A 26279-nucleotide genomic window follows, 5' to 3' on the forward strand; every position below is an offset into this window, starting at 1 on the left:
CGATCTTTAAACTAAAGTAGGATAAAAACATGCCATTCCTGAGACCCTTTAGAAATAAATTTGTTCCGGGTGATTTAATCTATGGCTTAAGGGGACAGAGGAGGAAATATATTAATTTCGTTTCTGCTTTTATCGATGCCAGAGGGCTAAATGATGATGATGCGTGGCCACCCATCTACATTGATGATTATGTAGTTCCTCCGGAAAAAAAATGTATGGAGGATGTTATCAAACGTAATAAGGGAAATGTGGATTATTGCAAAGGAAAATTAAACTATATTGAAATTCATCATAATGAGTACCAAGAATATTCGAAAGATTTTTTTGAAAATTTAAGAAAAAATAAGAAATATCGTAGTGTTGTAGAGACAAAAAAAAGATTCAATGAATTAAATTTGGGAAGAAAATGCAAAGGCGGATTATTATGGGTAGGCAACGATAGTGAGTTAGTTCAGGATATACATGTCCATTTCATACTTGATGGTATAAATATGGAATGGGTAGTTGATAAACACGAAATATCCAAAGATAAGAAAAGTATAACCGGACAAGAGTTAAGGTGGATTTTCAGAAACAGGCGTAATCCCATGGTCAAACAAAAAGTGCAATTCTGGAAGGATGGTCAACCTGTTCGTCCACCTTGGGACGGTGAAGAAAGTATTGTATGGATTAATTATGCAATAAAGATAATGAAAAAAGAAGAGGGAGATAACAGTTTCTCCAGATTATTTAATATCCTATGTTGTGGGGTCAGACATTCTGATTGATTGTCTTATAAATCGGTCTTATAAATCGTTACTTAGCATCAAGCGGAACAACGGTTTAATGTATTATACAGAAATTAAATAAATCTCTTTAAATAATGGGAAATTATAATAAATGCTCTCTAAGTTAAAATAGGATAAGAATATGCCATTCTATGTACCCTTTGAAACCCATTTTTCTGAAGGTGATTTAATCTATGGCTTAAGCTATTATAGGGATAATTATATTATTAATAAAATTTCTGGATTTGAAAATGCTCAGGATTACCTTGGTAAAGATATATGGCCATCTCCCTTCATTGATAATTACTTGGTTCCTCCAGAAGAGAAATATATGAGAAATTTTATCAACAGTAATCAGAATGATCCTGAAGAGAAATTTCATAGACTGTATAAAGATAAATTAAAATATATTGACTCTCATCATAAGTACCCAAAATATGCAAAAGATTTTTTTAAGCATTTAGGGCGCGATAATAAATATCGCAGTGTTATAGAGGCAAGCGAAGGACTCGATTATTTAAATTTGGGAAGAAAATGTAAAGGCGGATTATCGTGGGTAAGCAAGGGTAATAGTAAGTTAATTCGTAATATCCATGTACATTTCATACTTGATGGTATAAATATGAAAGCGGTAGCTGATAAATGCGAAGAATTCCATGAACTAGGAAGTAAAAATAAAAGCATAACCGGACAAGAATTAAGATGGCTTTTCAGACACAGAGATGATTCCAAGGTCAGTAAAAAAGTGCAATTCTGGAAGGACGGTAAACCCGTTAGTCCACCTTGGAACGGTGATGAAGGTCGTGTGTGGGATAATTATGAAGAAATGCTAAATAAAAAAGGAAAGGGAGAAGAAGGGAAGTATGACGGTTTGTCCAGATTATTTAATATCCTATGTTGTGGCGTCTGATATTTTCATCAAGCAAGACGGAATTTGGTATCAATCTGTCTCAGGCACCGCTAATAACAAAAAATAGTGGTGCCTGAGAAGGAATATTTTATTGCAGTTTAGCAAAACAACGTGCTGCTGTATCAACCGTGCGCTGGATATCCTCATCGGAATGGGCGACAGACATAAAGCCGGCTTCAAATGCAGAAGGTGCCAGATAGATGCCTTCATCCAGCATCAAGTGGAAGAACTGCTTGAAGCGTTCTACATCGCACTTCATCACATCCTGATAGCAGGTCACGCTTTGTGCATCGGTAAAGAAAATACCGAACATGCCGCCAACGTGATTAACCACCAGAGGGATACCGGCTTTTGAAGCTGCATGTTTTAAACCAGAAGCCAGTTTGTCGGTCAGTTCGCTTAAGCGCTGATGAACACCGGCTTGAGCCACTTCTTGCAGGCAGGCAAGACCGGCCGCCATCGCGATGGGGTTACCGGAAAGGGTGCCGGCCTGATAAACCGGGCCAGTGGGTGCCAGTTTTTCCATAATTTCCAGACGGCCGCCAAAGGCACCAACAGGCATACCACCACCGATGATTTTGCCAAGGGAGGTCAAATCCGGCTTAACCCCGTAATACGCTTGTGCACCTCCCAGTGCGACACGAAAACCGGTCATCACTTCGTCAATAATCAGTAGGGCACCAAATTCATCACACAGCTTACGCAGACCCGGCAGGAATTCCGGCAGCGGGGGAATGCAGTTCATATTACCCGCAACGGGTTCGACGATAATACAGGCGATATCTTCCGGATATTTTTCGAAGGCTTCACGGACAGAATTCAGGTCATTGTAAACACACGTCAGGGTGTGTTTAGCGAAATCCGCGGGAACCCCGGGAGAGTTTGGCTGACCGATAGTCAGGGCACCAGAACCGGCTTTGACCAGCAAGCAATCGGCATGGCCGTGGTAGCAGCCCTCAAATTTAATGATTTTGTCACGTTGAGTATAACCGCGAGCCAGACGAATGGCGCTCATGGTAGCTTCTGTTCCTGAATTCACCATGCGAACCATATCCATCGAAGGCACCAGCTCAGTAACCCGTTTTGCCATTTCCACTTCGGCTGCGGTGGGGGCACCAAAACTCAGGCCACGCTCAGCGGCTTCAATGACGGCATTGCGGATAGCAGGATGGTTATGGCCGAGAACCATTGGCCCCCATGAACCGACATAATCAATATAAGCGTTACCATCAACATCATAAAGGTAAGCACCGTCAGCACGTTGGACAAAGACAGGTGTACCACCAACACCGTTAAAAGCACGCACCGGTGAATTGACTCCACCCGGGATCAGATGTTTTGCCTGAGAGTAAAGCGTTTCGGACTGGCTCATTGATAAAAGCTCCTGAAAGATAACGGTACAGATATGAGGATGTCATTCTAAAGCACCCCACAGGGGAAACCAAATCATCATAAAGGGAGGTGAAATTTGAGTTAGCGCATTTGGGTGACAAAACTTGAACGAATTAGTCAGGTATTAGATAATCGTCGTTAACTGATTTCAGAAAGCATAAAACGACGTTCCGGGGATTTTTACCGGAAAACCGGACTGGAGTAACAAAATATGAGCGATGATGTTGCATTGCCTTTGCAGTTTACTGATGCCGCAGCCAATAAAGTCAAAGTACTGGTTGCTGATGAAGATAACCCGAGCCTGCGCCTGCGGGTTTACATTACAGGTGGTGGTTGTAGCGGTTTCCAGTATGGTTTCACTTTCGATGATCAGATTAACGAAGGTGATATGACGATCCAGAAACAGGGGGTTGAACTGGTTGTTGACCCAATGAGCCTGCAATATTTAGTTGGTGGCTGTGTGGATTATACCGAAGGGCTGGAAGGTTCCCGTTTTATCGTCACCAATCCCAATGCAAAAACCACATGTGGTTGTGGCTCTTCTTTTAGTATCTGATTGAAAAACTCACGATGGCAATAAATGGCCTCCTGTTTCGGAGGCTATTTTGTGAGAGATGCTGGTATTCCCTGCATCTTTCCGACGAAATAAGACGAAATAAATTGTATTGATGGAGCATTACCCTCAAAGAGGATGAGTGGCGTTACACGCATATCTGAGCGATTTTGCTCAAAATTGGTCATTTATTATAGCGTCAGTCAGGTAATGTCATATGTCTAAGCGAACATTTTTCAGGGATTTATCACCGGCAACACTGGTCACAGGGTTTGTTGCAGTATTAGTGGCTTACGCGAGTTCTGTTGCGATCATTTTGCAGGCAGTGACGGCAATTGGCCTTGAACCACAACAAATAAGCGGCTGGCTCAGTATGCTTGGTGTGGGTATGGGTGTCACGACAATTGGCTTGTCTCTCTATTATCGCACTCCCATTTTAACGGCTTGGTCAACACCAGGCATTGCATTATTGGCGACAAACTTGCCGCATACCTCGATTAATGAGGCTATTGGCATTTTTATCTTCGCTTCGGCATTAACGTTAATATGTGGTATTACCGGACTGTTTGCCAAGTTGATGAACTATATTCCACATACGATAGCGGCGGCGATGCTGGCCGGCATATTACTCCGCTTCGGCCTGGAGGCATTTGCCATGCTGCAAGTTAACTTTTGGCTGTGTGGCATGATGTTGCTTGTCTACTTGGTTGTCCGCCGTTTTTCTCCGTTATACGCAATCATCTCGGCGCTTGCGGCTGGATTGATTATCTGTATTTTTAGCGGCGACTTAAATTTGGCAGGGGGAAATATCATGTTTTCCATGCCTGAATTTGTTATGCCAGAATTTAGCGCAACCACACTGATTGGTGTCGGTATTCCTTTTTTTATCGTCACGATGGCCTCACAAAATGCACCGGGAATTGCTATCCTACAGGCGGCGGGATATCCTCCCCGCACCTCCAACTTACTGATCTGGACATCATTGATAGCGATTATTCTGGCACCTTTTGGGGGATTCAGTATCTGCATTGCCGCAATTTCGGCTGCTGTCTGTATGGGCAGTGATGTCCATCCCGATCCAAACAAACGCTATGTTGCCGCAGTCAGTGCTGGTTTTTTCTATCTGCTGGCGGGTCTTTTGGGCGGGGCAATTTTCTATTTGTTTAATGCCTTTCCAACCCCATTGATAAAAATTTTGGCCGGATTAGCGCTTCTTGGCACCTTTACCAATAGCCTGCATCAAGCGATCAAAGATGAGCATACCCGAGATGCTGCGATTATCTGTTTCCTTGTGACCGCCTCCGGTGCAAACTTATTGGGTGTCAGTTCAGCCTTTTGGGGATTGGTCAGTGGGATAATTGCCCACAGCATACTGAAAAAACGCGCTGAGATGAAAAAATAGGTGCTATCTGCAAGAAGCATTGCCAGCCAGTGTATCTGGCTGGCAGACCGCTTATCTCTTTTTTTCACCTGCATGGTTATTCTGACTGGGATCGTTTAACTGCCGGCAAAGTTGTTCTGCCGCCAAAATAATCCTTGGCCCTGCACGGCTGAACCAGTCATCATTCAGGGCGATAATCCTGACCTTCATCTGTGATCGCCAAAAATCCGCAACCTGCTGTTTTTGCGCCTCCGTTCCACCAATGACAATCACTTCCGGCTTGCGGGTAAGTACTTGCTCACGGTTAACTTGCGGCCACGGAACCGGGCTGTCAGCAAAAATATTTTTGCCGCCACAGACGGAAACCACCTCGCTTTGGATGGTATGACCGGAGGAAGTGAAAATCGGATTCATGCCGAACTGCAAGAACGCGGGCTTAGGGTGCTGGTTGGCATAATTTTGTTTTAATTGATTAAACTTATTGCGAATACTGGCGGCTGATTGCCTGGCCATATCGGGATGTGGGCTATAGGCAGCCAGTCGTTCCAGCTCTGTTGCAACATCTTCCACTTTCTGCACATCAGAATAAAAAATCTTGATGCCCAGCGCAGCGAGTTGTTCCAGAGGTCGCTGGGGATTTCCGCTACGCCATGCCAGAATCAGATCGGGTTTCAGGGCGATGATCCGTTCAACATTGATGCCTTGCCAGTCAGCAACTTGCTCCAGCGTTTTGGCGGCGTCAGGATAATCGGAGTAAGTGCTAACTGCGACAAGTTGGTCACCCAGCCCCGCCGCATACGCCAGTTCTGTTGTCGAGGGCGCAAGACTGATTACGCGGGAAGCGGCTGCATAAAGCGGAGCACTGAAACCACAGCAAAAGCTATACCAGAGGAATGAAAATGCCAGCCAAAGGGAACGATGGAAAATGATTTTCAAACGTGATTTCATTATTGATGCTCCACTTTAATGGATGTTGGCTTACTGTTTGCTGAGTTCTGTCAGCATGGCATTGACCATCCGGGTCGATTCGCGCGCCGCGACAACCAAAAATTCATCAAAACTGAGATGGGATTCTTGATCGGCAACGTCAGAAATTGCCCGAACAACCACAAAAGGTAAGTGATATTGATGGCAAACATGACCAATGGCCGCAGCTTCCATTTCAACCGCGGTCACGTTGGGGAACGTGGCGCGAATGCGTGCCAATGGCTCTGCACCATTGATAAAGGCATCACCACTGCAAATCAGGCCACGAACGGCGTTCAGATTGAGGGATTGGATACACTTTTCTGCCAGCGCGATCAGTTTATCATCAGCCACAAATGCGGCAGGGCATTGTGCCATTTGACCCGGTTCATAGCCAAAGGCGGTCAAATCGGCATCATGGTAGCGAACTTCTTCGGACACCACGATATCGCCCACTTTCAGCTTAGGGTCAAGGCCACCGGCTGAACCGGTGTTAATCACGATATCCGGCTGGCAATGTTCAATCAACAAAGTGGTGCCAAGTGCGGCGGCGACTTTACCAATACCGGATTTCAACAAGGCGATATCAATGCCATTTAGCTTGCCGGTATAGATTTCACATCCGCCCCGTGACAAGGTTTGCAGACCTTCAATCTGGTCACGCAGTAATGTCACTTCTTGTTCCATTGCACCTATTACACCTATTTTCATTGTGTCATACTCGCTTGTTATTAATGGATTGCTGCCTATATTAACAGGCTGATTTAAGCGGAAAGTGTATCATTGAATAGCCAATTCCAATCCTGAATAATCGTTTCATTTGGTATAGGGGGATTAATGTCTAAGATTGATTTCAAGCAGAAATTGAATTACCAACGCAAGTTCAGTAAATCGTCCATTCATCCCGATGATGAAGAGAGCGTGAATCGCCAATTTGAAAGCGATCGTGGGCGGATCATCAACTCGGCCGCCATTCGGCGCTTGCAACAGAAAACACAGGTATTTCCACTGGAACGTAATGCAGCGGTACGCAGTCGGTTGACGCATTCGCTCGAAGTGCAGCAGATCGGGCGCTATATCTCGAAAACGATTATTGCGGAGCTGGCAAAGCAAGACTTATTGAAAAAATATGGGCTGAGTGATCGCTTAATGGCTTTTGAAAGCCTGGTTGAGATGGCTTGCCTGATGCACGATATTGGCAATCCTCCCTTTGGGCATTTTGGGGAAGCCGCCATTCAAGATTGGTTCTCCCGCCGATTGGATCCTGATTATTCGCCGAAAACGGAGGATCGGCAGGATGCGTGTCAGGTTGCGGCATTGCGTCTGACGGGGGAAGGGAAGAAAGATCTCTTCCGTCGGCAATTGCGTAAAGATTTATGCCAGTTTGAAGGGAATGCCCAAGCTATCCGCCTGGCGCATAATCTGCTGCGTTTGAATCTCACTTATGGCCAGATTGGCTGCATATTGAAATATACCTGTCCGGCCTATCGACTGGAAGACAACCCCGCTGAATTCAGTTACCTGATGAAGAAAAAAGGGTATTACTGGTCAGAAGATAATTTTATCCGTGAATTGAAAAAAGAGCTGCAAATAGGGGATTTTTGCCGTTTCCCGCTGACATACATTATGGAAGCCGCAGATGATATCTCATATTGCATTGCAGATTTAGATGATGCGGTTGAAAAGGACATTTTTAATGTCGATCAGTTGGTGGAATACCTGAAAAAAGAGTGGGAAGAAAACGGTGGGCACCGGAAAGGGGATTTATTTGAATCGACAGTGATACAAGCCTATAAGAAAACAACCAATAACGAGGCGCGCCGTAATATCCACGAACAATTTTTCATGTACTTACGGGTATTTATTACCGGGAAATTGGTGCCTTATACCGCCAAATTGTTTATTAAACACCTTGCGGAAATCTATGCGGGGACATTTAATCATGCCTTGCTGGAAGGTGATGGCGATGAACACCGTTTATTGAAAACCTTGAAAAATGTCACCCGTAACCGGGTTTTCAATCACCCCGAAGTGGAAGAGCTGGAATTACAGGGATACCGGATTATTACCGGATTGCTGGATGTATACAGCCCTTTGCTGGCATTGTCCCGTCAGGATTTCATGGAACTGAACCAGAATAATTTTCACAAAAAATACTTTATTGAAACACGCCTGCTGCACAAACTTTCGACCAAGCATCGTCTGGCTTATGGTGAAGCCGTCGGGGGCATGGTTGCCACGGATGAAGCCGAAAAAGATGTGCTCGAATTTTATTATCGGGCACGTCTTATTCAGGACTATATCAGTGGTATGACAGACCATTATGCCTATGAAGAATATCGTAAGTTTATGGTCACAAAGTAACGGTTCGGGTTGCGCTGAGCACATCAGGCGCAGCCGCCATGACGTGATTGATTTCGTCGATGAATTCCAGTAATTCTGGCTCCAGTTCGGTCAGGGCAATATCTTGTTGAAGCTGTTTTTCGACGAATTGGCAAATGGCTTTCAGTTTAGGCACCCCGTTGTAACAGCAACTGCCGTGCAATTGGTGAACATGATGCTGAAAGTGTCTGCGGGTCGCTTCGCCGTCGGCGGTTAACGCTTGCTCAATCATACGCTTCATGTCAGGCAGTGACTGTAGCAGCATTTCCAGCATTTCCTGCGCCAACTCCGCTTTTCCGGCGGTTTGCTTTAACGCCATATCCCAATCAATGGCTTGTGGTTTTTTCTGTCGGCAGTATTGATTCAGCCATGTTTTTAGGCAGTTTTCATCCAAGGGTTTGGCAAGGCAGCCGATAAACGGTGCATTCTTTGCCTCGTGGCAGGCAAAGGCCGTCACCGCCACAATAGGCGTCTCTTGATGGTGGGGTAATTGATGGATCTGCTCGGAGGTTTGGATACCGTCCATATCCGCCATCTGGATATCCATCAAAATCAGATCCAGTGCATATTGTTTCGCGATTTCCAATGCCTCAGTGCCACTACTGCACAGCAAGGTATTTTCAACGAGTTCATTTAACAGCATACCGATCAATTTCAGGTTAGCGGGATTATCGTCCACCGCCATGACCGTCATCGGTAAACGTGCTGCTACCGGATAAATGGGCAGATATTCCGGAAATGAGGCGAGTGGATATTCTTCTTTCTCCAACCAGATATCAAAATAAAATACCGTTCCCTTGGCAACTTCACTCGTAAAGTCAATCTCTCCTTTCATTTCATTGACCAGCCGCTTGGTGATGCTCAATCCCAACCCGGTTCCCCCGTAATGACGGGTAATGCTGGCATCGGCTTGATTGAAGGCTTGGAACAGAATCGGACGGTATTCCGGTTTGATCCCGATGCCAGTATCGGTCACGGTAAAATCAATCTGGACAAGATGGTGTTGCTGCTGGCGTAATTTGACATCCAGCGTCACACGGCCTTTATCGGTGAATTTAATGGCATTGCCAATCAGGTTCGTCAGTATTTGTTGCAAGCGGATCGGATCACCGATCATCAGGTTGGGTAACTCTTCATCAATATGGTGATGCAGGGGAAGATTTTTCACACTGGCGGCAGGTGTGAGCAGTTCAATCACTTCATTGACGGTATCCCTTATCAGAAAAGGCACTTGATCCAAGACCAGTTTATTGGATTCCAGCCGTGAGAAATCCAGAATGTCATTGATGATTTTCAGTAGGTTATTGGCCGAACGATCAATGACATACAGATAGTCCATCTGTTGGGGGGTAATCGGCGTTTTTAACATCTGGCGGGTAAAGCCAATGACACCATTAAGCGGTGTGCGTAATTCATGGGACATATTCGCCAGAAATTCCGTTTTGATCCTGACCGCTTCCTGTGCGCGTTTTTTGGCGATGGTCAGCTCAACATTCTGGATTTCCAACTGTTCCATCGTAATTTGCAGGTCAGATGTGGCCTGATCAATATGAAGCTGCATCTCATCTTTGTATTTTGAGAGCGATTCTGCCACGGTGTTGATACCATTCTGGAGTGCTGACAATTCGCCGGGCATGGCACCTGTCACTCGGCTGTTCAGTTGCCCCTGACGAATGCGATCGACGGCCTTGACCATGCAGTTCAGGGGCTGGGTGACTTTGCGTACCAGCACATGGGCAAACAGGGCAGTTCCCCCCAGACATAAAATCAACAAGATGATGGAGGTGGCAATTTCCTTGTATTGCTGGAGCTGAGCCGCACGTAAGTCCAAATCAATGGCAATGTAGCCAATCGGCGGAGCCATGGGTGATGCCTCGTTAGCCGCATTCTGCCAATGATGGGAAGAAGACGTCTCTGAGGTAATCGGCATCCTTAAAATGATACTGTTGCCGTATTCCGTCTTGGACAACGTGGTGGGCATGGATTCGTGGGCGGTGAGTCTCAACCGATTCACATCATATTTGTCATTCGAAATATCGAATAATTTGTTATTGTTATCAAAGATCGCAATGGCCCTGACAATTTCAGAGTTCCGGTTATGCAGGTTGTTGAGCAATGAATCGACCCGCGGGTGATTGTCCAGATTAATACCCACTTCGCTGGCGATGGATAAGGGTTCAATAATGCTGATCCCACTGCGGACAATCAGGCTCTTCAACTCATAATAGCGGTATGAGATAAATGATATACTCACAAGCGTTCCGACCAGTAGCACAGGAACCAATATCAGGCTCATCATACGGGTGCGTAGGCTATATTTGGTCATAAGCGTCCATTGTGGGAAAATCAAAACTCAATTTTTCAAAGTCAGTCAGAATCATGGTGCAATTTTACTCCCCAAATCGTCGCTCCGTAAACCGAGGCATTATTTCCGTTACCGCAGATAACCTTGATGCACAAGGGCAAGGTATTGCCCGTCATCAGGGAAAAACCATCTTTATTCCAGGATTATTGCCGGGTGAGCAGGCACAGATCCAACTGACAGAGGAAAAACGCCAATTTGCGAAAGCCAAGATAGTGAAAAGACTATCAGACAGCCCGCATCGCGTGGCGCCTCACTGCCCGCACTTTAACGTGTGTGGCGGATGCCAGCAGCAGCATGTTGCCACGGAGCTGCAAGTGAATAGCAAGGCCAGTGTACTGGAACATCTGATCCAACGGGAAACCGGGGTCCGCATCAGTGCTCATCCTGTCATCCACAGTCCGGAATACGGCTATCGGCGCAGGGCCAGGCTTGGCCTGCAATATCACGCCAAGCAGCGCACATTATTGATGGGATTTCGCCAGAGTCAAACCAACGATTTGGTGAATATTAAACACTGCCCTGTGATGTGTCCTGAATTGGAACAATTATTGCACCCTTTGCACCAGTGCCTGAATCGTTTGCAGGCAGTGAAACGATTGGGGCATGTGGAGCTGGTCTTGGCGGAGAGTGGCCCATTAGCCGTGTTGCGCCACCTTGACCCGCTTAAGCACGAAGATAAGCAAACACTGCGCATTTTCTCGGTGCAACACAAGGTGGCGATTTATCTGCTGGGTGATGAAAAATCGCTGGAGCCATTGATGGAAGAGCAAGTTGCGCCGTGGTATCAAGTCGATGGCTTGAAACTGGTGTTCAGCCCACAAGATTTTATTCAGGTCAATGATGTGGTGAACCAGCAAATGGTCGCACAGGCGTTGGCATGGCTGGATTTGCAACCCACAGACAGGGTATTGGATCTGTTTTGTGGCATGGGGAATTTTACCTTGCCGATGGCGACTAAAGTTCAGTCGGTCGTGGGTGTGGAAGGGGTTGCCGGGCTGGTGGTGAGTGGGCAATATAACGCTCAGCTTAATCAACTTAGTAACGTCGATTTTTTTCATGAAAATCTGGAAGCGGATATTCACCAGCAACCTTGGGCCGCACAAGGGTTCAATAAAGTGTTGCTGGACCCCGCCCGCGCTGGCGCGGCGGGTGTTATGGCTCATATTGTAAAATTAGCCCCCGAAAAAGTGGTTTACGTTTCCTGTAACCCCACGACACTCGCACGGGACAGCAAGGCTTTGCTGGCGGGGGGTTATCATCTTGTCAGTGTGCGGATGCTGGATATGTTTCCGCACACCGGCCATCTGGAATCCATGGCACTGTTCAGCAGAGAGCCAACGGGTATCGAGTAGGGAGAAATTATGGTTGCGGTAAGAAGTGCGCATCTCACACCGGCAGGGGAATTTGCTGTCAATAAGTGGATCGCGAGTTTAAACATCACTAACCCACAATCCAATGAAAAATTGGTTGAAACCTGGCGATATTGTCACGAAAAAGTCCAGGGGCACCCCAATGCGGAACTGTTGCTATGGCGCGGTGTGGAAATGGTGGAGATCCTGTCCACATTGAGCATGGATAATGACAGTATGCGGGCTGCGCTGCTTTTTCCCATCCTTGATGCCAAGCTACTCGATGGCGAAACCGTGACCGAAACCTTTGGCAAGGACATCACGAATTTAGTGCATGGTGTGTTGGAAATGGACGCCATTCGCCAACTGAAAGCCACGCATACTGGCTCGACGTGCTCGACACAGGTCGATAATGTTCGCCGGATGCTATTGGCGATGGTGGAAGATTTTCGCTGCGTGGTTATCAAGCTGGCGGAACGCATTGCTCACTTGCGGGAAGTGAAAGATGCCAGTGAAGACGAGCGGGTGCTGGCGGCCAAAGAGTGTTCCAATATCTATGCCCCCCTCGCCAATCGGCTGGGGATCGGGCAGCTAAAATGGGAACTGGAAGATTTTTGTTTCCGTTATCTGCACCCCGATGAGTATAAGAAAATTGCCAACTTGCTGCATGAGCGCCGAATTGATCGTGAACAATATATCGATAAATTCGTGACGACGATGCGTAAGTACATGCTGAAAGAAGAGATCAGCGCTGAAATATACGGGCGTCCGAAACATATTTACAGCATCTGGCGCAAAATGCAGAAGAAGTCCCTGTCCTTTGATGAATTGTTTGATGTGCGTGCCGTGCGGATTGTGGTCGAGCGTTTGCAGGATTGCTATGCCGCACTGGGGATAGTGCATACTCACTATCGCCACTTGCCGGATGAATTCGACGATTACGTGGCTAACCCGAAACCGAATGGCTATCAATCCATCCATACCGTCGTGTTGGGGCCGAATGGAAAAACGCTTGAAATCCAGATCCGTACCCGTCAGATGCACGATGATTCAGAACTCGGCGTCGCGGCACATTGGAAATACAAAGAAGGTACGGCGATTGGCGGCGGCAAATCCGGCAGTTATGAAAGCCGCATTGCGTGGCTGCGGAAATTGATCGCCTGGCAGGAGGAGATGTCCGATAGCGGCGAAATGCTGGATGAAGTACGCAGTCAGGTATTTGATGATCGCGTTTATGTCTTTACGCCAAAAGGGGATGTCATTGACCTGCCCATTGGCTCCACACCGTTGGATTTTGCCTATCACATCCACAGTGATGTCGGCCATCGCTGCATTGGGGCAAAAATCAGCGGACGCATCGTCCCATTCAGCTATCAGCTTCAGATGGGCGATCAGATTGAAATTATTACCCAGAAACACCCTAATCCAAGCCGTGACTGGTTGAACCCTAACCTTGGCTATGTGACGACCAGCCGTGGACGCGCGAAAATTCACAACTGGTTCCGCAAGCAAGATCGTGACAAAAATATCCTTGCCGGCCGTCAGATGCTGGACAGTGAATTGGCGCATTTGGGGATCACAGTCAAAGACGCAGAGAAAAAACTGATCGCCCGTTATAACGTCCATTCGTTGGAAGAAGTGCTGGCAGGCATTGGCGTCGGTGATATCCGTATCCACCAGTTAATGAATTTCCTGCAAAGCAAGTTCAACAAAACGACGGCAGAAGAAGAAGATCGCGAGGCACTGCGCAATCTGGAGAACAAAACCTATACACCGCGTCATACCAGCAAAAATAATGGACGGGTGGTCGTCGAAGGGGTGGGGAACTTAATGCACCACATTGCCCGGTGCTGCCAGCCCATCCCTGGTGATGAGATTATTGGGTTCATCACCCGCGGGCGCGGGATCTCCATCCACCGTGCGGATTGTGATCAGTTAGCGGAACTCGAAGCCAGTTCACCGGAACGGATTGTCGATGCTGTCTGGGGAGAGAGTTATTCCAGCGGCTATTCACTGGTGGTGCGGGTGCTTGCCAATGATCGCAGTGGATTATTGCGTGATATCACGACTATCCTTGCCAATGAGAGAGTCAATGTGTTGGGCGTCAGCAGCCGCAGCGATGTTAAGCAACAGCTTGCAACCATTGATATGAACATTGAGATTTATAACTTGCAGGTGCTTGGTCGGGTATTGGCGAAGCTCAATCAATTGTCTGATGTCATTGAAGCCAGACGTTTGCACGGTAATTCACGGTAATGGGTTATACCCATCGGACTTAAAACTGTTTTGTACGATGTAACTTGAAGTTAATTAGGTAGAAAACATGGATAAAATGAAATCTGTCTCGATTGAACGACTTAAGGGGATTATGGCGCAGTTGCGCCATCCCCAGAACGGCTGTCCGTGGGACAAAGTACAGACCTGTGCGACGATAGCCCCTTATACGCTGGAAGAAACCTATGAAGTGCTGGATGCGATTGAGCGCAATGATGCGGATGCCCTGAAAGAAGAATTGGGGGATCTGCTGTTTCATATCGTGTTTTATGCCCAGATGGCTCAGGAGCAGCAGCAATTTGATTTTGAAGATATTTGTGAGGCCGTGTGTGACAAGCTGGAGCGCCGCCATCCTCATATCTTCAATCAACAAGCGGGTATCAGCAGTGAAGAGGCAATAGGAAGTTGGGAACAACGCAAGGCCGCAGAAAGGGCGGAGAAAAACCAGCATTCGGTGCTGGATGATATCCCGGTCAGCCTGCCGGCACTGATGAAAGCCTATAAAATCCAGAAACGCTGTGCTTCGGTCGGTTTTGATTGGGATACCCTTGGCCCCGTGCTGGGCAAAGTCTATGAAGAAATTGATGAAGTGATGGACGAAGCAAAACAGGCGGTGGTTGATCAAGATCGGCTGGAAGAAGAACTGGGGGATTTGCTGTTTTCGGTGGTCAACTTATCCCGCCATTTGGGGCATAAGCCGGAGATGGCACTGCAAAAAGCCTGCCAGAAATTCGAAAACCGTTTTCGTCACGTCGAAAGATTGATCACTGACAAAGGTTTGTCACTGGAAACGGCGACATTGGATGAGATGGAAGAAATGTGGCAGCGGGTGAAAAAATCAAATTAAAAATAACTCATTGAATTTAAATGAAAAATAGGGTGATTGTTTCATCGTGTTATGGATTGTGGGGCACCTTACCCTGTTCAGATGGTTTGTAGCGAAATTAAGGTTAGGGTATACTGCTTTCCCGTCCTGTTATATTCATCATCCTTTTAAACCTAAACTTTCAGGTTCAGCATGAAAACTAATTATATTTTTGTGACCGGCGGGGTCGTATCCTCTCTGGGTAAAGGCATTGCCGCAGCCTCTTTGGCGGCTATACTCGAAGCCCGTGGACTCAATGTCACCATTATGAAACTGGACCCGTATATCAACGTCGATCCAGGCACAATGAGCCCAACCCAACACGGGGAAGTTTTCGTGACCGAAGATGGCGCTGAAACTGATCTCGATTTAGGTCATTACGAACGTTTCATCCGAACCAAAATGACACGCCGCAATAACTTCACAACCGGGCGTGTCTATTCCGAAGTCCTGCGCAAAGAGCGCCGTGGCGATTATCTGGGTGCAACGATTCAGGTTATTCCTCACATCACCAATGAAATCAAAGACCGCATCATCCGTGGTGCCGAAGGTCATGATGTCGTATTGGTGGAAATCGGGGGGACGGTTGGTGATATCGAATCCCTGCCATTCCTCGAAGCCATTCGCCAGATGGCGGTGGAAGTCGGCCGTGAAAACACGCTGTTCATGCACCTGACGCTGGTGCCTTACATGGCCGCAGCGGGCGAAGTGAAAACCAAGCCGACCCAGCACTCCGTGAAAGAATTACTCTCTATTGGTATCCAGCCAGACGTGTTGATCTGCCGTTCAGATCGCATCATCCCTGCCAATGAGCGTGCAAAAATTGCGCTTTTCTGTAACGTGCCAGAGAAAGCCGTTATCTCTTTAAAAGATGTTGATTCCATTTATAAAATCCCTGGCCTCTTGAAATCTCAGGGCTTAGATGATTATATTTGTAAACGATTCAGCATCGAATGCCCGGAAGCCGATCTGTCCGAATGGGAACAGGTCATTTATGAAGAATCCAATCCATCGGGTGAAGTGACCATTGGGATGGTGGGCAAATACGTTGAACTGCCGGATGCTTATAAGTCAGTGATTGAAGCCCTGAAACATGGTGGGCTGAAAAATCGCCTGACGGTCAATATCAAGCTGATCGATTCACAGGATGTTGAAACCCGTGGGGTTGACATCTTGAAAGGTCTGGATGCGATTCTGGTGCCGGGGGGTTTTGGTGGCCGTGGTATCGAAGGCAAGATTATGACTGCCCGTTATGCCCGTGAGAACAACGTCCCATACTTGGGAATTTGTCTGGGTATGCAGGTGGCCCTGATTGAATTCTCCCGCAATGTGGCGGGATTGGCAGGGGCTAACTCCACGGAGTTCGAACCTGAATGTAAGTTACCGGTTGTTGGCCTGATCACCGAATGGCGTGATGAGAACGGCAACTTAGAAGTACGTAGCGAAGAGAGCGATCTCGGCGGGACGATGCGTGTGGGTGGCCAAGTGTGCCATCTGACTGAAGACAGTCTGGTACGTCGCCTTTATGGCCAGCCAGATATCGTTGAACGTCATCGCCATCGTTATGAAGTGAACAATTTACTGTTGAAACGCATTGAAGATGCCGGCTTGCGTGTTGCTGGCCGTTCAATCGACAACAGACTGGTGGAAATCATCGAGAACCCAGCGCATCCGTGGTTCGTGGCGTGTCAGTTCCACCCGGAATTCACTTCAACGCCTCGCGATGGTCATCCGTTATTTGCCGGCTTTGTTGAAGCCGCAAGCAAATATCAGAAAGGCCAATTGAAATAAGATATGGGGCAATGGGTTGATATCAAGCGAATTGCTTTGAGGTAATGTTTAAAATAATCGCTTTTAGTTTCAATCTGTTGCCCGGAATTTAACTTGTGACTTGAGGAAAACCAAATGTCCAAAATCGTTAAAGTGCTTGGCCGTGAAATCATCGACTCCCGTGGTAACCCAACGGTAGAAGCAGAAGTTCACTTGGAAGGTGGCTTTGTGGGTCTGGCTGCTGCTCCATCAGGTGCATCAACCGGCTCTCGCGAAGCGCTGGAACTGCGTGACGGCGATAAGTCTCGCTTCATGGGTAAAGGTGTACTGAAAGCCCTTGCTGCCGTCAACGGCCCAATTGCCCAAGCCCTGCTTGGTCAGGATGCGAAAGATCAGGCTAACATCGACAAGGTCATGATCGAGCTGGATGGTACTGAAAACAAATCTAACTTTGGTGCTAACGCGATTTTGGCGGTTTCCCTTGCGAACGCCAAAGCAGCGGCCGCGGCGAAAGGTATGCCGCTATACGAGCACATCGCTGAGCTGAATGGGACGCCGGGTAAATACTCCATGCCTCTGCCAATGATGAACATCATCAACGGTGGTGAGCATGCAGACAACAACGTGGATATCCAGGAATTCATGATCCAGCCGATTGGTGCAAACACACTGAAAGAAGCGGTACGCATGGGTTCTGAAGTCTTCCACACGCTGGCAAAAGTGCTGAAAGCCAAAGGCATGAACACGGCAGTGGGTGATGAAGGTGGCTATGCGCCAAACCTGGAATCCAACGCAGCAGCGCTGGCAGCAATCAGGGAAGCCGTTGAGCAAGCGGGTTATGTACTGGGTAAAGACATTACTCTGGCGATGGACTGTGCCGCGTCTGAATTCTATAACGAAGAAACGGGTAACTATGAACTGAAAGGCGAAGGCAAAACTTTCACCTCGCAGGAATTCACCCACTATCTGGAAGGATTGACCAGAGAGTATCCTATCGTTTCCATCGAAGATGGCCTGAACGAATCTGATTGGGAAGGTTTTGCTTACCAGACTAAAATATTGGGTGACAAAATCCAGTTGGTGGGTGACGATCTGTTCGTCACTAACACCAAGATCCTGAAAGAAGGTATCGAAAAAGGTATCGCAAACTCCATCCTGATCAAATTCAACCAGATTGGCTCTTTGACTGAGACGCTGGCTGCCATCAAGATGGCAAAAGATGCCGGTTACACTGCGGTTATTTCTCACCGCTCTGGTGAAACTGAAGATGCCACGATTGCTGATCTGGCTGTGGGTACTGCTGCGGGTCAAATCAAAACCGGTTCTATGAGCCGTTCTGACCGTGTTGCTAAATACAACCAGTTGATCCGTATCGAAGAAGCACTGGGTAATCGTGCGCCTTTCAACGGTCTGAAAGAAGTGAAAGGTCAGGCATAATTGCCGCTTTTTCCCTCTAAATAATAAATATTATTTATGTTTTGGCGAAAGGGGATAAACTCTTTCGCCTTTTTAATAAAAGGAAATGTTATTTTTCAGGGTCATTGCTCATGCTGGTGCAGGATAAAAATGTGATATGACAACAGAAATTGAGTTCTTTTTTTGCACAAAAATTCAGTAATCAGACAAATCCCGCGTAACAGATCCCAAAATCATACAACTCGTATTTTATTCTTTGATAAGACTCCTTATTATTTCACAGGTAATGTAATTCCTTAACATTTGTAGCAATGATTCATCATTTATTCTTTTTATATTATAAGGGCATGTATCATTGTTTTATGGAGTCTTCATGGACGCTTCAGAATCTTTAACTCCGGCGATTGGGTCTACCCCTTCAAATAAAAGAGGCCTTATTATTCTTGCGCTGGATATTATCTTGCTCGTGGTATTGCTTAAGTTTTTACCTTATGGGGAAAAAGTCAATGCAGGCTTGGCAATCATGGCATTTGTTGGCGTGTTATGGTTAACGGAAGCCATCCATGTCACCGTGACTGCCCTGTGTATTCCCATCCTGGCCGTTGGCATGGGATTGCTGAATACCGGTGATGCACTAAAATCTTTTGCAAACCCGATAATCTTTTTGTTCTTCGGTGGCTTTGCACTGGCAACCGCGCTACATATCCAAGGTCTGGATAGATTAATCGCGAACCGTCTGCTGACGCTTGCCCGTGGGCGTTTATCCGTGGCGATCTTGCTGATATTTGGCATTACTGCCCTGCTGTCCATGTGGATCAGTAATACGGCAACGGCGGCCATGATGTTACCACTGGTGCTCGGTATTCTGGCGAATCTGGATGTCCGCTCTGAACGTAATACCTTTGTCTTTGTGCTGCTCGGTGTTGCCTATAGCGCCAGCATCGGTGGGCTGGGAACCTTGGTGGGAAGTCCACCCAATGCCATTGCGGCCGCACAATTGGGGATGGATTTCTTTACATGGATGAAATACGGCGTGCCAGTGGTCATTGTTCTCATGCCGGTCATGGTTGGGGTGATGTATCTCATGCTGCGACCAAACCTGAATCACAAATTTGATCTGGAATTGGAGCAATTGGAATGGAATGGCAAGCGGGTGATTGCCATGGGCATTTTCCTGCTAACCGTCGTGTGTTGGATTTTCAGTTCCTTCATTAGTGGCGCACTGGGCGGGATCAAAGATCTGGATACGATTATTGCCGTGAGCGCGGCGATCCTGATTGGCATCACGGGCGTATCAACTTGGTCACAGATCCAAAACAACACGGAATGGGGGGTGTTGATGCTCTTCGGCGGTGGCCTGACATTGAGTGCCGTCCTGAAAAATTCGGGTGCCAGTGAGGTGATGGCGAATGGCATGGCCGCGACTTTCGGTACAAGTCCTTGGTTTGTCATCATCATTGCGATTGCTGCGTTTATTATCTTCCTGACCGAATTCACCAGTAACACCGCGAGTGCAGCGCTGCTTGTGCCTATTTTTGCCACGGTTGCAGAAGCGCTGGGAATGCCGGTGATAGTTTTGACCATGATCATTGGTATTGGGGCATCCTGTGCCTTTATGCTACCTGTCGCAACCCCCCCTAATGCGATTGTTTATGGCTCCGGCTACATCAAACAAATAGAAATGGTCAGGGTGGGCATCGTACTGAATCTGGCATGTATTGCCATTATTTCTGTGATTGCGTGGTTCTTCTGGCTTTAATCTCTCTTGGATGCTTTATCGCCACCCTTGCAGGTGGCGATTCCCTTGTAGGTTACGATCGTGTTAGCTGTCCTTGGTACTGATATAAATGTTTTTCACCTCTGTGTAAGCATCCAGCATCATCTTGTGGGTTTCACGTCCCAGCCCTGATTTCTTATAGCCACCGAAAGGCGCATGGGCGGGTAATTCGTGATAGGTATTAATCCACATACGACCTGTTTTTATTGCCTTAGCGATGCGCAGGGCACGGTTAATATCCTGCGTCCATACGGCACCTGCCAGACCATATTCGGAGTCATTGGCCATGTTGATGACCTCTTCTTCGTGGCTGAATGGAATGACACAGAGTACCGGCCCGAAAATTTCTTCTTGTGCAACCCGCATCTTATTGGTGACTTTGGTCAGGATCGTTGGCTGGATAAAGAAGCCCTCATCAAATTTGCCCCCTGTCAGGCGGTTGCCGCCAGTCAGAATGGTTGCCCCTTCCTGTTTTGCCAGATCGATGTAACCTAAAATGGTCTTCATCTGTTGTTCGCTGACTTGGCTGCCCATTTCTGTTTCTGCCAGCATCGGATCGCCTACTTTGATTGATTCAAATACGGTTTTCAGTGAGCGCAGGAATTCATCGTGAATATCTTTATGCAGGAACAGGCGGGCACCGGATTCACAGGCTTGCCCTTGATTCAGCAAAATGGCATTGGCTGCATAGTTGACTGCCTTTTTCATATTGGCATCAGGGAAGACGATATTGGCTGATTTACCGCCCAATTCCAGTGTGGCAGGAATGAGCCTTTTCGCCGCCGCTGCGGCAACGTTGTAACCGACTTCTGTTGATCCGGTAAAGGCGACCTTGTTAATGCCGTCGTGGTCGAGGATCGCCTGACCGACCACGGAACCCCGCCCCGTGACAATATTGACAACGCCCGCCGGCAGAACTTGATTCATGATACGCCCCAATTCAAGCAGCGTTATCGGGGTGAGGCTGGCAGGATTAATCACAATCGTATTGCCGGCAGCAAGGGCAGGCGCGAGTTTCCATGCTGCCATCAATAGCGGGAAATTCCAGGGAATAATTTGCCCGATCACGCCGATGGGTTCCCTGATCACTAAGCTCAACGTGTCATTATCGATAACATCCGTCGTATCAGAATGGGCACGGATAACGCCGGCAAAATAGCGGAAATGATCAACCGAAAAAGGAATGTCGAAATGACGACAGAGAGCCTGAGTTTTGCCGCCATCCAATGTTTCAAGGACGATAAAGCGTTCAGCTTCTGCTTCCAGCAGGTCGGCAATTTTCAGTAATAGAGATTGCCTTTCAGCCGCGGATGTTTTACTCCATGCCGGCAGGGCTTTTTGCGCGGCCTTGACGGCAAGTTCAACATCTTCAGCATTTCCCGCCGCATATTCTGTCAGCAATTCACCGGTTGCAGGGTTATGGCTTTGCAGCGTCTTTTTCGAAACACTATCCACCCACTCACCATTAATCAGCATCTTATAAGCGGTATAAGGCAAAAATTCTTTTTCAATATCATGTAGCTTTTTCATTATATTCTCCGGGTACTTTGGTTTTTTAGTATGCTAGGACATATATGCCTAATTTATTATTAGTCTAATTCTTAATTTTTACCAAAATTTAACTTTAATATAAAAGATCTACATCAATAAATATAAACATTAATGGTTAAATGATCGATGTGAAATTATTTTATTGTCTATGATTTTTTTTCGGCTGGGATATCTATTCTGAAATCAATAACGGCATGTTATATATCCCCCTTTATATCAGGGGGATGGGGATTTTATTATTTATTATAGGGATGTTTTTTATTTATTTGCTATTTCTTCTGCTGAACTTGGCATCTTACCATTTAATGCTTGGTGCATCTTTTCTTTGTCCAACGCATTTTCCCAGCGAGCGACAACAATGCTGGCACACGCATTACCCACTAAATTGGTCAATGCACGGCATTCAGACATAAATCTGTCAATGCCTAAAATAAGCGCCATGCCGGCGACAGGTACACTAGGAACGACAGATAAGGTCGCTGCCAGCGTAATAAAACCCGCTCCCGTGACCCCTGCCGCGCCTTTTGAGCTGATCATGGCAACGAATAATAAAGAGATTTGCTCCGTAATACTTAAATCAATCCCTGTCGCTTGGGCAATGAATAATGCCGCCATTGTCATATAAATATTGGTGCCATCAAGGTTAAATGAATAACCCGTTGGAATAACCAAGCCAACGACTGATTTTTCGCAACCCGCATTTTCCATTTTCTTCATTAGGCTGGGTAACGCCGCTTCAGAAGATGACGTTCCCAAGACTAACCAGAGTTCATCTTTAATGTATTTAATTAACTGAATGATGGAGAAACCATTATATTTGGCAACACCGCCCAGAACGACAAGCACAAAAAGCAATGAGGTAATGTAAAAGGTGGCAACTAACATCATTAAATTGCCAATGGATGAAATCCCATATTTGCCGATAGTAAATGCCATTGCGCCAAATGCACCAATAGGCGCTAACTTCATTAAAATGCCAACCATTTTAAACATCGGTTCTGAGAAGTTTTGTAAAAATACTAAAACAGGCTCTCCTTTTTTTCCGGTTGCGGCTAAAGCGATACCGAAAATAACAGAAATAAACAGAACCTGAAGAATATTACCATTGACCAGTGGACTCACAACGGTATCAGGGATGATATTCATGAGAAAACCAACAATGGATGATTCATGGGCTTTCTCCACATAACCGATAACTTTGCTGCTGTCTAATGAATCGGGAGAGATATTTAACCCATCGCCCGGCCGAATGATATTTGCGACAACCAAGCCAATGAATAAAGCCAGCGTTGAGAATGTGAAGAAATAGAGCATTGATTTGCCTACAACATTACCAACGGCTTTAATATCATTCATCCCTGCTATGCCTGTCACTATTGTCAGGAAAATAACAGGGGCAATAATCATTTTCACAATTTTGATGAAAGCATCACCTAACGGTTTTAGTGATTCACCGATATCTGGATAAAAATGACCAAGTGCGATTCCGAGTAAGATGGCAAAGATGACCTGAACGTAAAGAATCTTATATAAAGGTGTTTTCTTTAAAGTGTTATCCATGTAACTTCCTGATTTTAATGTATTAATTTATATGTATTATATTTTTTTGAGGCAGCTTATTTTACAATGCTCTGTTTGCTTTTAAATCAAAGTGTCTCATTTTGTTTTTTATGTTTGTCCCAAAATAAGATGTTAGTATACATTGACTGGCACGGCTTATGACATCATTTTGTTTTGGTTGATTATATGTGGGAATATTTTGTGGCAATATTCAAAATGTTCAAAATGAGTAATGAATTCAGTAAACTTTTTCTATAAGGACAAATAACTTAAATATTACTGTATTATCATTGCTATTTATCACGGCGGCGTTGTTGCACGGCATCAGCGGTATTGGTTCTCCTATTGCCAGTACTGCGGCGCTCAGTCTGTTTATGCCATTAAAAGAAGCCGTGACCCTGGCATTATGGCCAACACTGCTGGTTAATGTCTGGAGTGTGGTTTCTGGTGGAAAAATCAGCTTCATATTACGCAAATACAGTTTACTGGCGCTATTTTCATTATTCGGTAGCTTTATCGGTGCTAAGCTTTTGTTCTTGGTTAATCCGGCATATTTACAGTTATTGATGAGTGGTGTTATTGCCTTTTACATCATCAATAGCCTTCGCCGTCACCATCGACGTTTGCCGGAGGGTGCTGTCGTTCTGGCACTGTTCGGTTTGATCGCCGGTATTATTGGTGGGGCGACAAATGCAATGTCACCCATACTGATGATGTGCTTGTTGGCAATGAGTCAAAACCATAACGAAATTGTCCGGGCGGCGAATTTGTGTTTTTTGTTGGGTAAAATCAGTCAATTGGCCGTGCTCCATCAAGAAGCATTCCAACTGTTTTCTTCCGAATATTTGTGGGTAATACTCATCCTCACTGCGTTATCACTACTGTCTCTCGTTATTGGCACTCGCCTGAGAACTTGGATTAGTCCACAGCATTTTCGCAAACTTGTCCTAATTATATTAGGGGGATTAGCCATAATGTCAGCGATTCAGGCTATACGAGTTTTGATATCAACATGTTGAATATATGACCGCACAAGGTTGTGGAAATGATTAAAATAACTTGATTTAAGGATCTATTTATTGAAAAAAAATTGTTTTGCCTTTTGCTTATCCTATTGATGACTGTAAGCACACCTTATTAATTCTGGATGGCATAATATAATCAATAACCAAGTCATAATTTTTATTTATTTAATAAGAAAATTTTTATTAAACTGAATTATATGTTCTCCTTCTGCTATTATTGCCTTATCAGTAATAGACGGAGTTGATCATGAGAAAATTGTTAACGATTTGTTTATTGGGATTTGCATTGGCAGGATGTGATAATCAACTCAAAATTGATGGAACCAATGAAATTGCTGTAAAAACATCCATTGAAAAAATCAGGGATACTTTACCAGAAGATAAAAAATTACAATTTGATGATGCATTGAATATCGTCATGCTCAATAGTATCAACTTTGATGAGCTGTTTAAGGACAACCAGAACGGAAATATCCAACATGGCGATATACAAAAGTTGGAGCAAAAATTTTTTCAATCTCTTCATGGGAAAACTGCCGATCAAGTTATTGAAGAGGCAGGGAAAATTAAAGCCGCCAGCCTGATCAAAAAATGAATTTAGGTTTCCGCCAGATTTCCCACTCTTGCAGCCGGACACTGCCCGCAATGGTTCCCCGTTGCTGCTAAGATAAAAAAACCCGCAGGGATCGCGGGCTTCATCGGCTAGCAAAGCATTATTTCAATCCTGCCGCAGAACGTAGAATTTCAGCTTTATCTGTTGCTTCCCACGGGAACTGTTCACGACCGAAATGACCATAGGCCGCGGTATCACGATAAATCGGGTGTAACAGATTCAGCATCTTAATCAGGCCATAAGGGCGCAGATCAAAGAATTCACGCACTAATTGAATCAGGGTGGAGGTTGGCACTTTCTCTGTCCCGAATGTTTCCACCATGATGGAGGTTGGCTCCGCAACACCGATAGCGTAAGACACCTGAATTTCACAGCGATCAGCCAGGCCGGCCGCAACGATGTTTTTGGCAACATAACGTGCTGCATAGGCGGCTGAACGGTCAACTTTGGAGGGATCTTTACCAGAGAATGCGCCACCACCGTGACGGGCCATACCACCATAGGTATCAACAATAATCTTACGGCCTGTCAGACCACAGTCACCCATTGGACCACCGATCACGAAGCGGCCTGTTGGGTTGATGAAATATTTCGTCATCGGAGTCAGCCATTCAGTCGGCAATACCGGCTTGATGATCTCATCCATCACCGCTTCTTGCAGGCTTTTTTGATCGATATCTTCGGAGTGCTGAGTGGAAAGTACAACGGCATCAATGCCAATGATTTTGTTGTTTTCGTACTGGAAGGTGACCTGACTTTTCGCATCAGGGCGCAGCCACGGCAGGGTGCCGTTTTTACGCACTTCAGCCTGACGCTCAACCAAACGGTGTGCATAAGTGATAGGTGCTGGCATGAGAACATCCGTTTCGTTGGTCGCATAACCAAACATCAAACCCTGATCCCCAGCACCTTGCTCCAGCGGATCAGCACGGTCAACACCTTGATTGATATCAGGAGATTGTTTACCAATGGCACTGATCACAGCGCACGAGTTGGCATCAAATCCCATATCTGAACTGGTGTAACCGATTTCACGTACTGTACGGCGAGTAATTTCTTCAATATCAACCCAAGCGCTGGTCGTGATTTCGCCACCCACCATCACCATGCCCGTTTTAACATAAGTTTCGCAAGCAACGCGAGCTTTAGGATCTTGTTCTAAGATTGCATCAAGGACGGCATCGGAAATCTGATCGGCAATTTTATCTGGATGTCCTTCTGAAACAGATTCAGAAGTGAAAAGATGTGTAGTCATTATATTTGGTTACCTTAAATATAATTTTGGTTTAAGAACGGATGTTTTACCATCTAGATGGCCATTTTAAGTTACTCTTGCTAAGGTTACCAGTCTTTTTAGTTTCAA

Annotated in this window: 20 protein-coding genes; 13 read left to right on the forward strand and 7 right to left on the reverse strand. The window is 46.0% G+C overall.

The window, feature by feature from the left end; all coding sequences use genetic code 11:
* The first annotated feature begins 29 nt into the window (after positions 1 to 29).
* Both PSI17_RS06815 and PSI17_RS06820 read left to right on the forward strand, forming a co-directional pair.
* A complete protein-coding gene (locus tag PSI17_RS06815) occupies positions 30 to 767 on the forward strand; it encodes a hypothetical protein (RefSeq protein ID WP_273551252.1) in 738 nt (245 codons plus the stop codon).
* 142 nt (positions 768 to 909) lie between these two features.
* The gene (locus PSI17_RS06820; RefSeq protein WP_273551253.1) at positions 910 to 1677 is read left to right on the forward strand and encodes a hypothetical protein; all 768 of its coding nucleotides are present in this window, start codon (positions 910 to 912) and stop codon (positions 1675 to 1677) included.
* 88 nt (positions 1678 to 1765) lie between these two features.
* Here PSI17_RS06820 and hemL read toward each other — a convergent pair whose 3' ends face one another.
* Positions 1766 to 3049 (reverse strand): glutamate-1-semialdehyde 2,1-aminomutase, encoded by a 1284-nt coding sequence (gene hemL, locus PSI17_RS06825; protein ID WP_273551254.1) that lies wholly within the window; start codon positions 3047 to 3049, stop codon positions 1766 to 1768.
* Positions 3050 to 3280: 231 nt separating this feature from the next.
* Here hemL and erpA point away from each other — a divergent pair, with 231 nt between their 5' ends.
* Positions 3281 to 3625, forward strand: a complete 345-nt coding sequence (gene erpA, locus PSI17_RS06830; RefSeq protein WP_273551255.1) for an iron-sulfur cluster insertion protein ErpA — start codon at positions 3281 to 3283, stop codon at positions 3623 to 3625.
* Between the two features lie 214 nt (positions 3626 to 3839).
* Entirely contained in the window at positions 3840 to 5024 is a 1185-nt protein-coding gene (locus tag PSI17_RS06835; protein ID WP_273551256.1) for a benzoate/H(+) symporter BenE family transporter, read from the forward strand.
* Positions 5025 to 5075: 51 nt separating this feature from the next.
* On the opposite strand, the gene btuF is transcribed toward PSI17_RS06835, so the two are convergent.
* Positions 5076 to 5951, reverse strand: coding sequence for a vitamin B12 ABC transporter substrate-binding protein BtuF (btuF, locus tag PSI17_RS06840; protein WP_273551257.1), 876 nt, complete (start codon positions 5949 to 5951; stop codon positions 5076 to 5078).
* A gap of 30 nt (positions 5952 to 5981) precedes the next feature.
* Positions 5982 to 6680: a 5'-methylthioadenosine/S-adenosylhomocysteine nucleosidase gene (gene mtnN / locus PSI17_RS06845; RefSeq protein WP_273551258.1), complete on the reverse strand. Its 699-nt coding sequence runs from the start codon at positions 6678 to 6680 to the stop codon at positions 5982 to 5984.
* 126 nt (positions 6681 to 6806) lie between these two features.
* Here mtnN and dgt point away from each other — a divergent pair, with 126 nt between their 5' ends.
* Positions 6807 to 8333 (forward strand): dGTPase, encoded by a 1527-nt coding sequence (gene dgt / locus PSI17_RS06850; RefSeq protein WP_273551259.1) that lies wholly within the window; start codon positions 6807 to 6809, stop codon positions 8331 to 8333.
* Here dgt and PSI17_RS06855 read toward each other — a convergent pair.
* Entirely contained in the window at positions 8323 to 10677 is a 2355-nt protein-coding gene (locus PSI17_RS06855) for an ATP-binding protein (RefSeq protein ID WP_273551260.1), read from the reverse strand. The two genes, dgt and PSI17_RS06855, sit on opposite strands and share 11 nt — an antisense overlap.
* A gap of 53 nt (positions 10678 to 10730) precedes the next feature.
* Here PSI17_RS06855 and rlmD point away from each other — a divergent pair, with 53 nt between their 5' ends.
* The 6 genes from rlmD to PSI17_RS06885 all read left to right on the forward strand — a co-directional run bounded on the left by rlmD (position 10731) and on the right by PSI17_RS06885 (position 20149).
* Complete coding sequence (rlmD, locus tag PSI17_RS06860; RefSeq protein ID WP_273551261.1) at positions 10731 to 12068, forward strand: 23S rRNA (uracil(1939)-C(5))-methyltransferase RlmD; 1338 nt, start codon at positions 10731 to 10733, stop codon at positions 12066 to 12068.
* A 9-nt stretch (positions 12069 to 12077) separates the two neighbouring features.
* Positions 12078 to 14321, forward strand: a complete 2244-nt coding sequence (gene relA / locus PSI17_RS06865; RefSeq protein WP_273551262.1) for a GTP diphosphokinase — start codon at positions 12078 to 12080, stop codon at positions 14319 to 14321.
* A 67-nt stretch (positions 14322 to 14388) separates the two neighbouring features.
* Positions 14389 to 15186, forward strand: coding sequence for a nucleoside triphosphate pyrophosphohydrolase (gene mazG, locus PSI17_RS06870; protein WP_273551263.1), 798 nt, complete (start codon positions 14389 to 14391; stop codon positions 15184 to 15186).
* A gap of 171 nt (positions 15187 to 15357) precedes the next feature.
* The gene (pyrG, locus tag PSI17_RS06875; RefSeq protein WP_273551264.1) at positions 15358 to 16995 is read left to right on the forward strand and encodes a glutamine hydrolyzing CTP synthase; all 1638 of its coding nucleotides are present in this window, start codon (positions 15358 to 15360) and stop codon (positions 16993 to 16995) included.
* 114 nt (positions 16996 to 17109) lie between these two features.
* Positions 17110 to 18411: a phosphopyruvate hydratase gene (gene eno, locus PSI17_RS06880; RefSeq protein WP_273551265.1), complete on the forward strand. Its 1302-nt coding sequence runs from the start codon at positions 17110 to 17112 to the stop codon at positions 18409 to 18411.
* Positions 18412 to 18763: 352 nt separating this feature from the next.
* Positions 18764 to 20149, forward strand: coding sequence for an SLC13 family permease (locus tag PSI17_RS06885; protein ID WP_273551266.1), 1386 nt, complete (start codon positions 18764 to 18766; stop codon positions 20147 to 20149).
* 63 nt (positions 20150 to 20212) lie between these two features.
* Here the strand turns inward: PSI17_RS06885 and PSI17_RS06890 are convergent, their stop codons facing one another.
* Both PSI17_RS06890 and PSI17_RS06895 read right to left on the reverse strand, forming a co-directional pair.
* Positions 20213 to 21697 carry an aldehyde dehydrogenase family protein gene (locus PSI17_RS06890; RefSeq protein ID WP_273551267.1) on the reverse strand — a complete coding sequence of 495 codons (1485 nt, stop codon included), beginning with the start codon at positions 21695 to 21697 and terminating at the stop codon, positions 20213 to 20215.
* Positions 21698 to 21976: 279 nt separating this feature from the next.
* Positions 21977 to 23278, reverse strand: a complete 1302-nt coding sequence (locus PSI17_RS06895; protein ID WP_273551268.1) for a dicarboxylate/amino acid:cation symporter — start codon at positions 23276 to 23278, stop codon at positions 21977 to 21979.
* Between the two features lie 290 nt (positions 23279 to 23568).
* Between PSI17_RS06895 and PSI17_RS06900 the strand changes: the two genes are divergently transcribed.
* Entirely contained in the window at positions 23569 to 24297 is a 729-nt protein-coding gene (locus PSI17_RS06900; RefSeq protein WP_273551269.1) for a sulfite exporter TauE/SafE family protein, read from the forward strand.
* A gap of 253 nt (positions 24298 to 24550) precedes the next feature.
* Entirely contained in the window at positions 24551 to 24898 is a 348-nt protein-coding gene (locus tag PSI17_RS06905) for a DUF6694 family lipoprotein (RefSeq protein ID WP_273551270.1), read from the forward strand.
* A 118-nt stretch (positions 24899 to 25016) separates the two neighbouring features.
* Here the strand turns inward: PSI17_RS06905 and metK are convergent, their stop codons facing one another.
* A complete protein-coding gene (metK, locus tag PSI17_RS06910) occupies positions 25017 to 26171 on the reverse strand; it encodes a methionine adenosyltransferase (RefSeq protein WP_273551271.1) in 1155 nt (384 codons plus the stop codon).
* Positions 26172 to 26279 lie beyond the last annotated feature (108 nt).

The organism is Xenorhabdus sp. IM139775, from assembly GCF_028598745.1.
Classification (GTDB): Bacteria; Pseudomonadota; Gammaproteobacteria; order Enterobacterales; family Enterobacteriaceae; genus Xenorhabdus.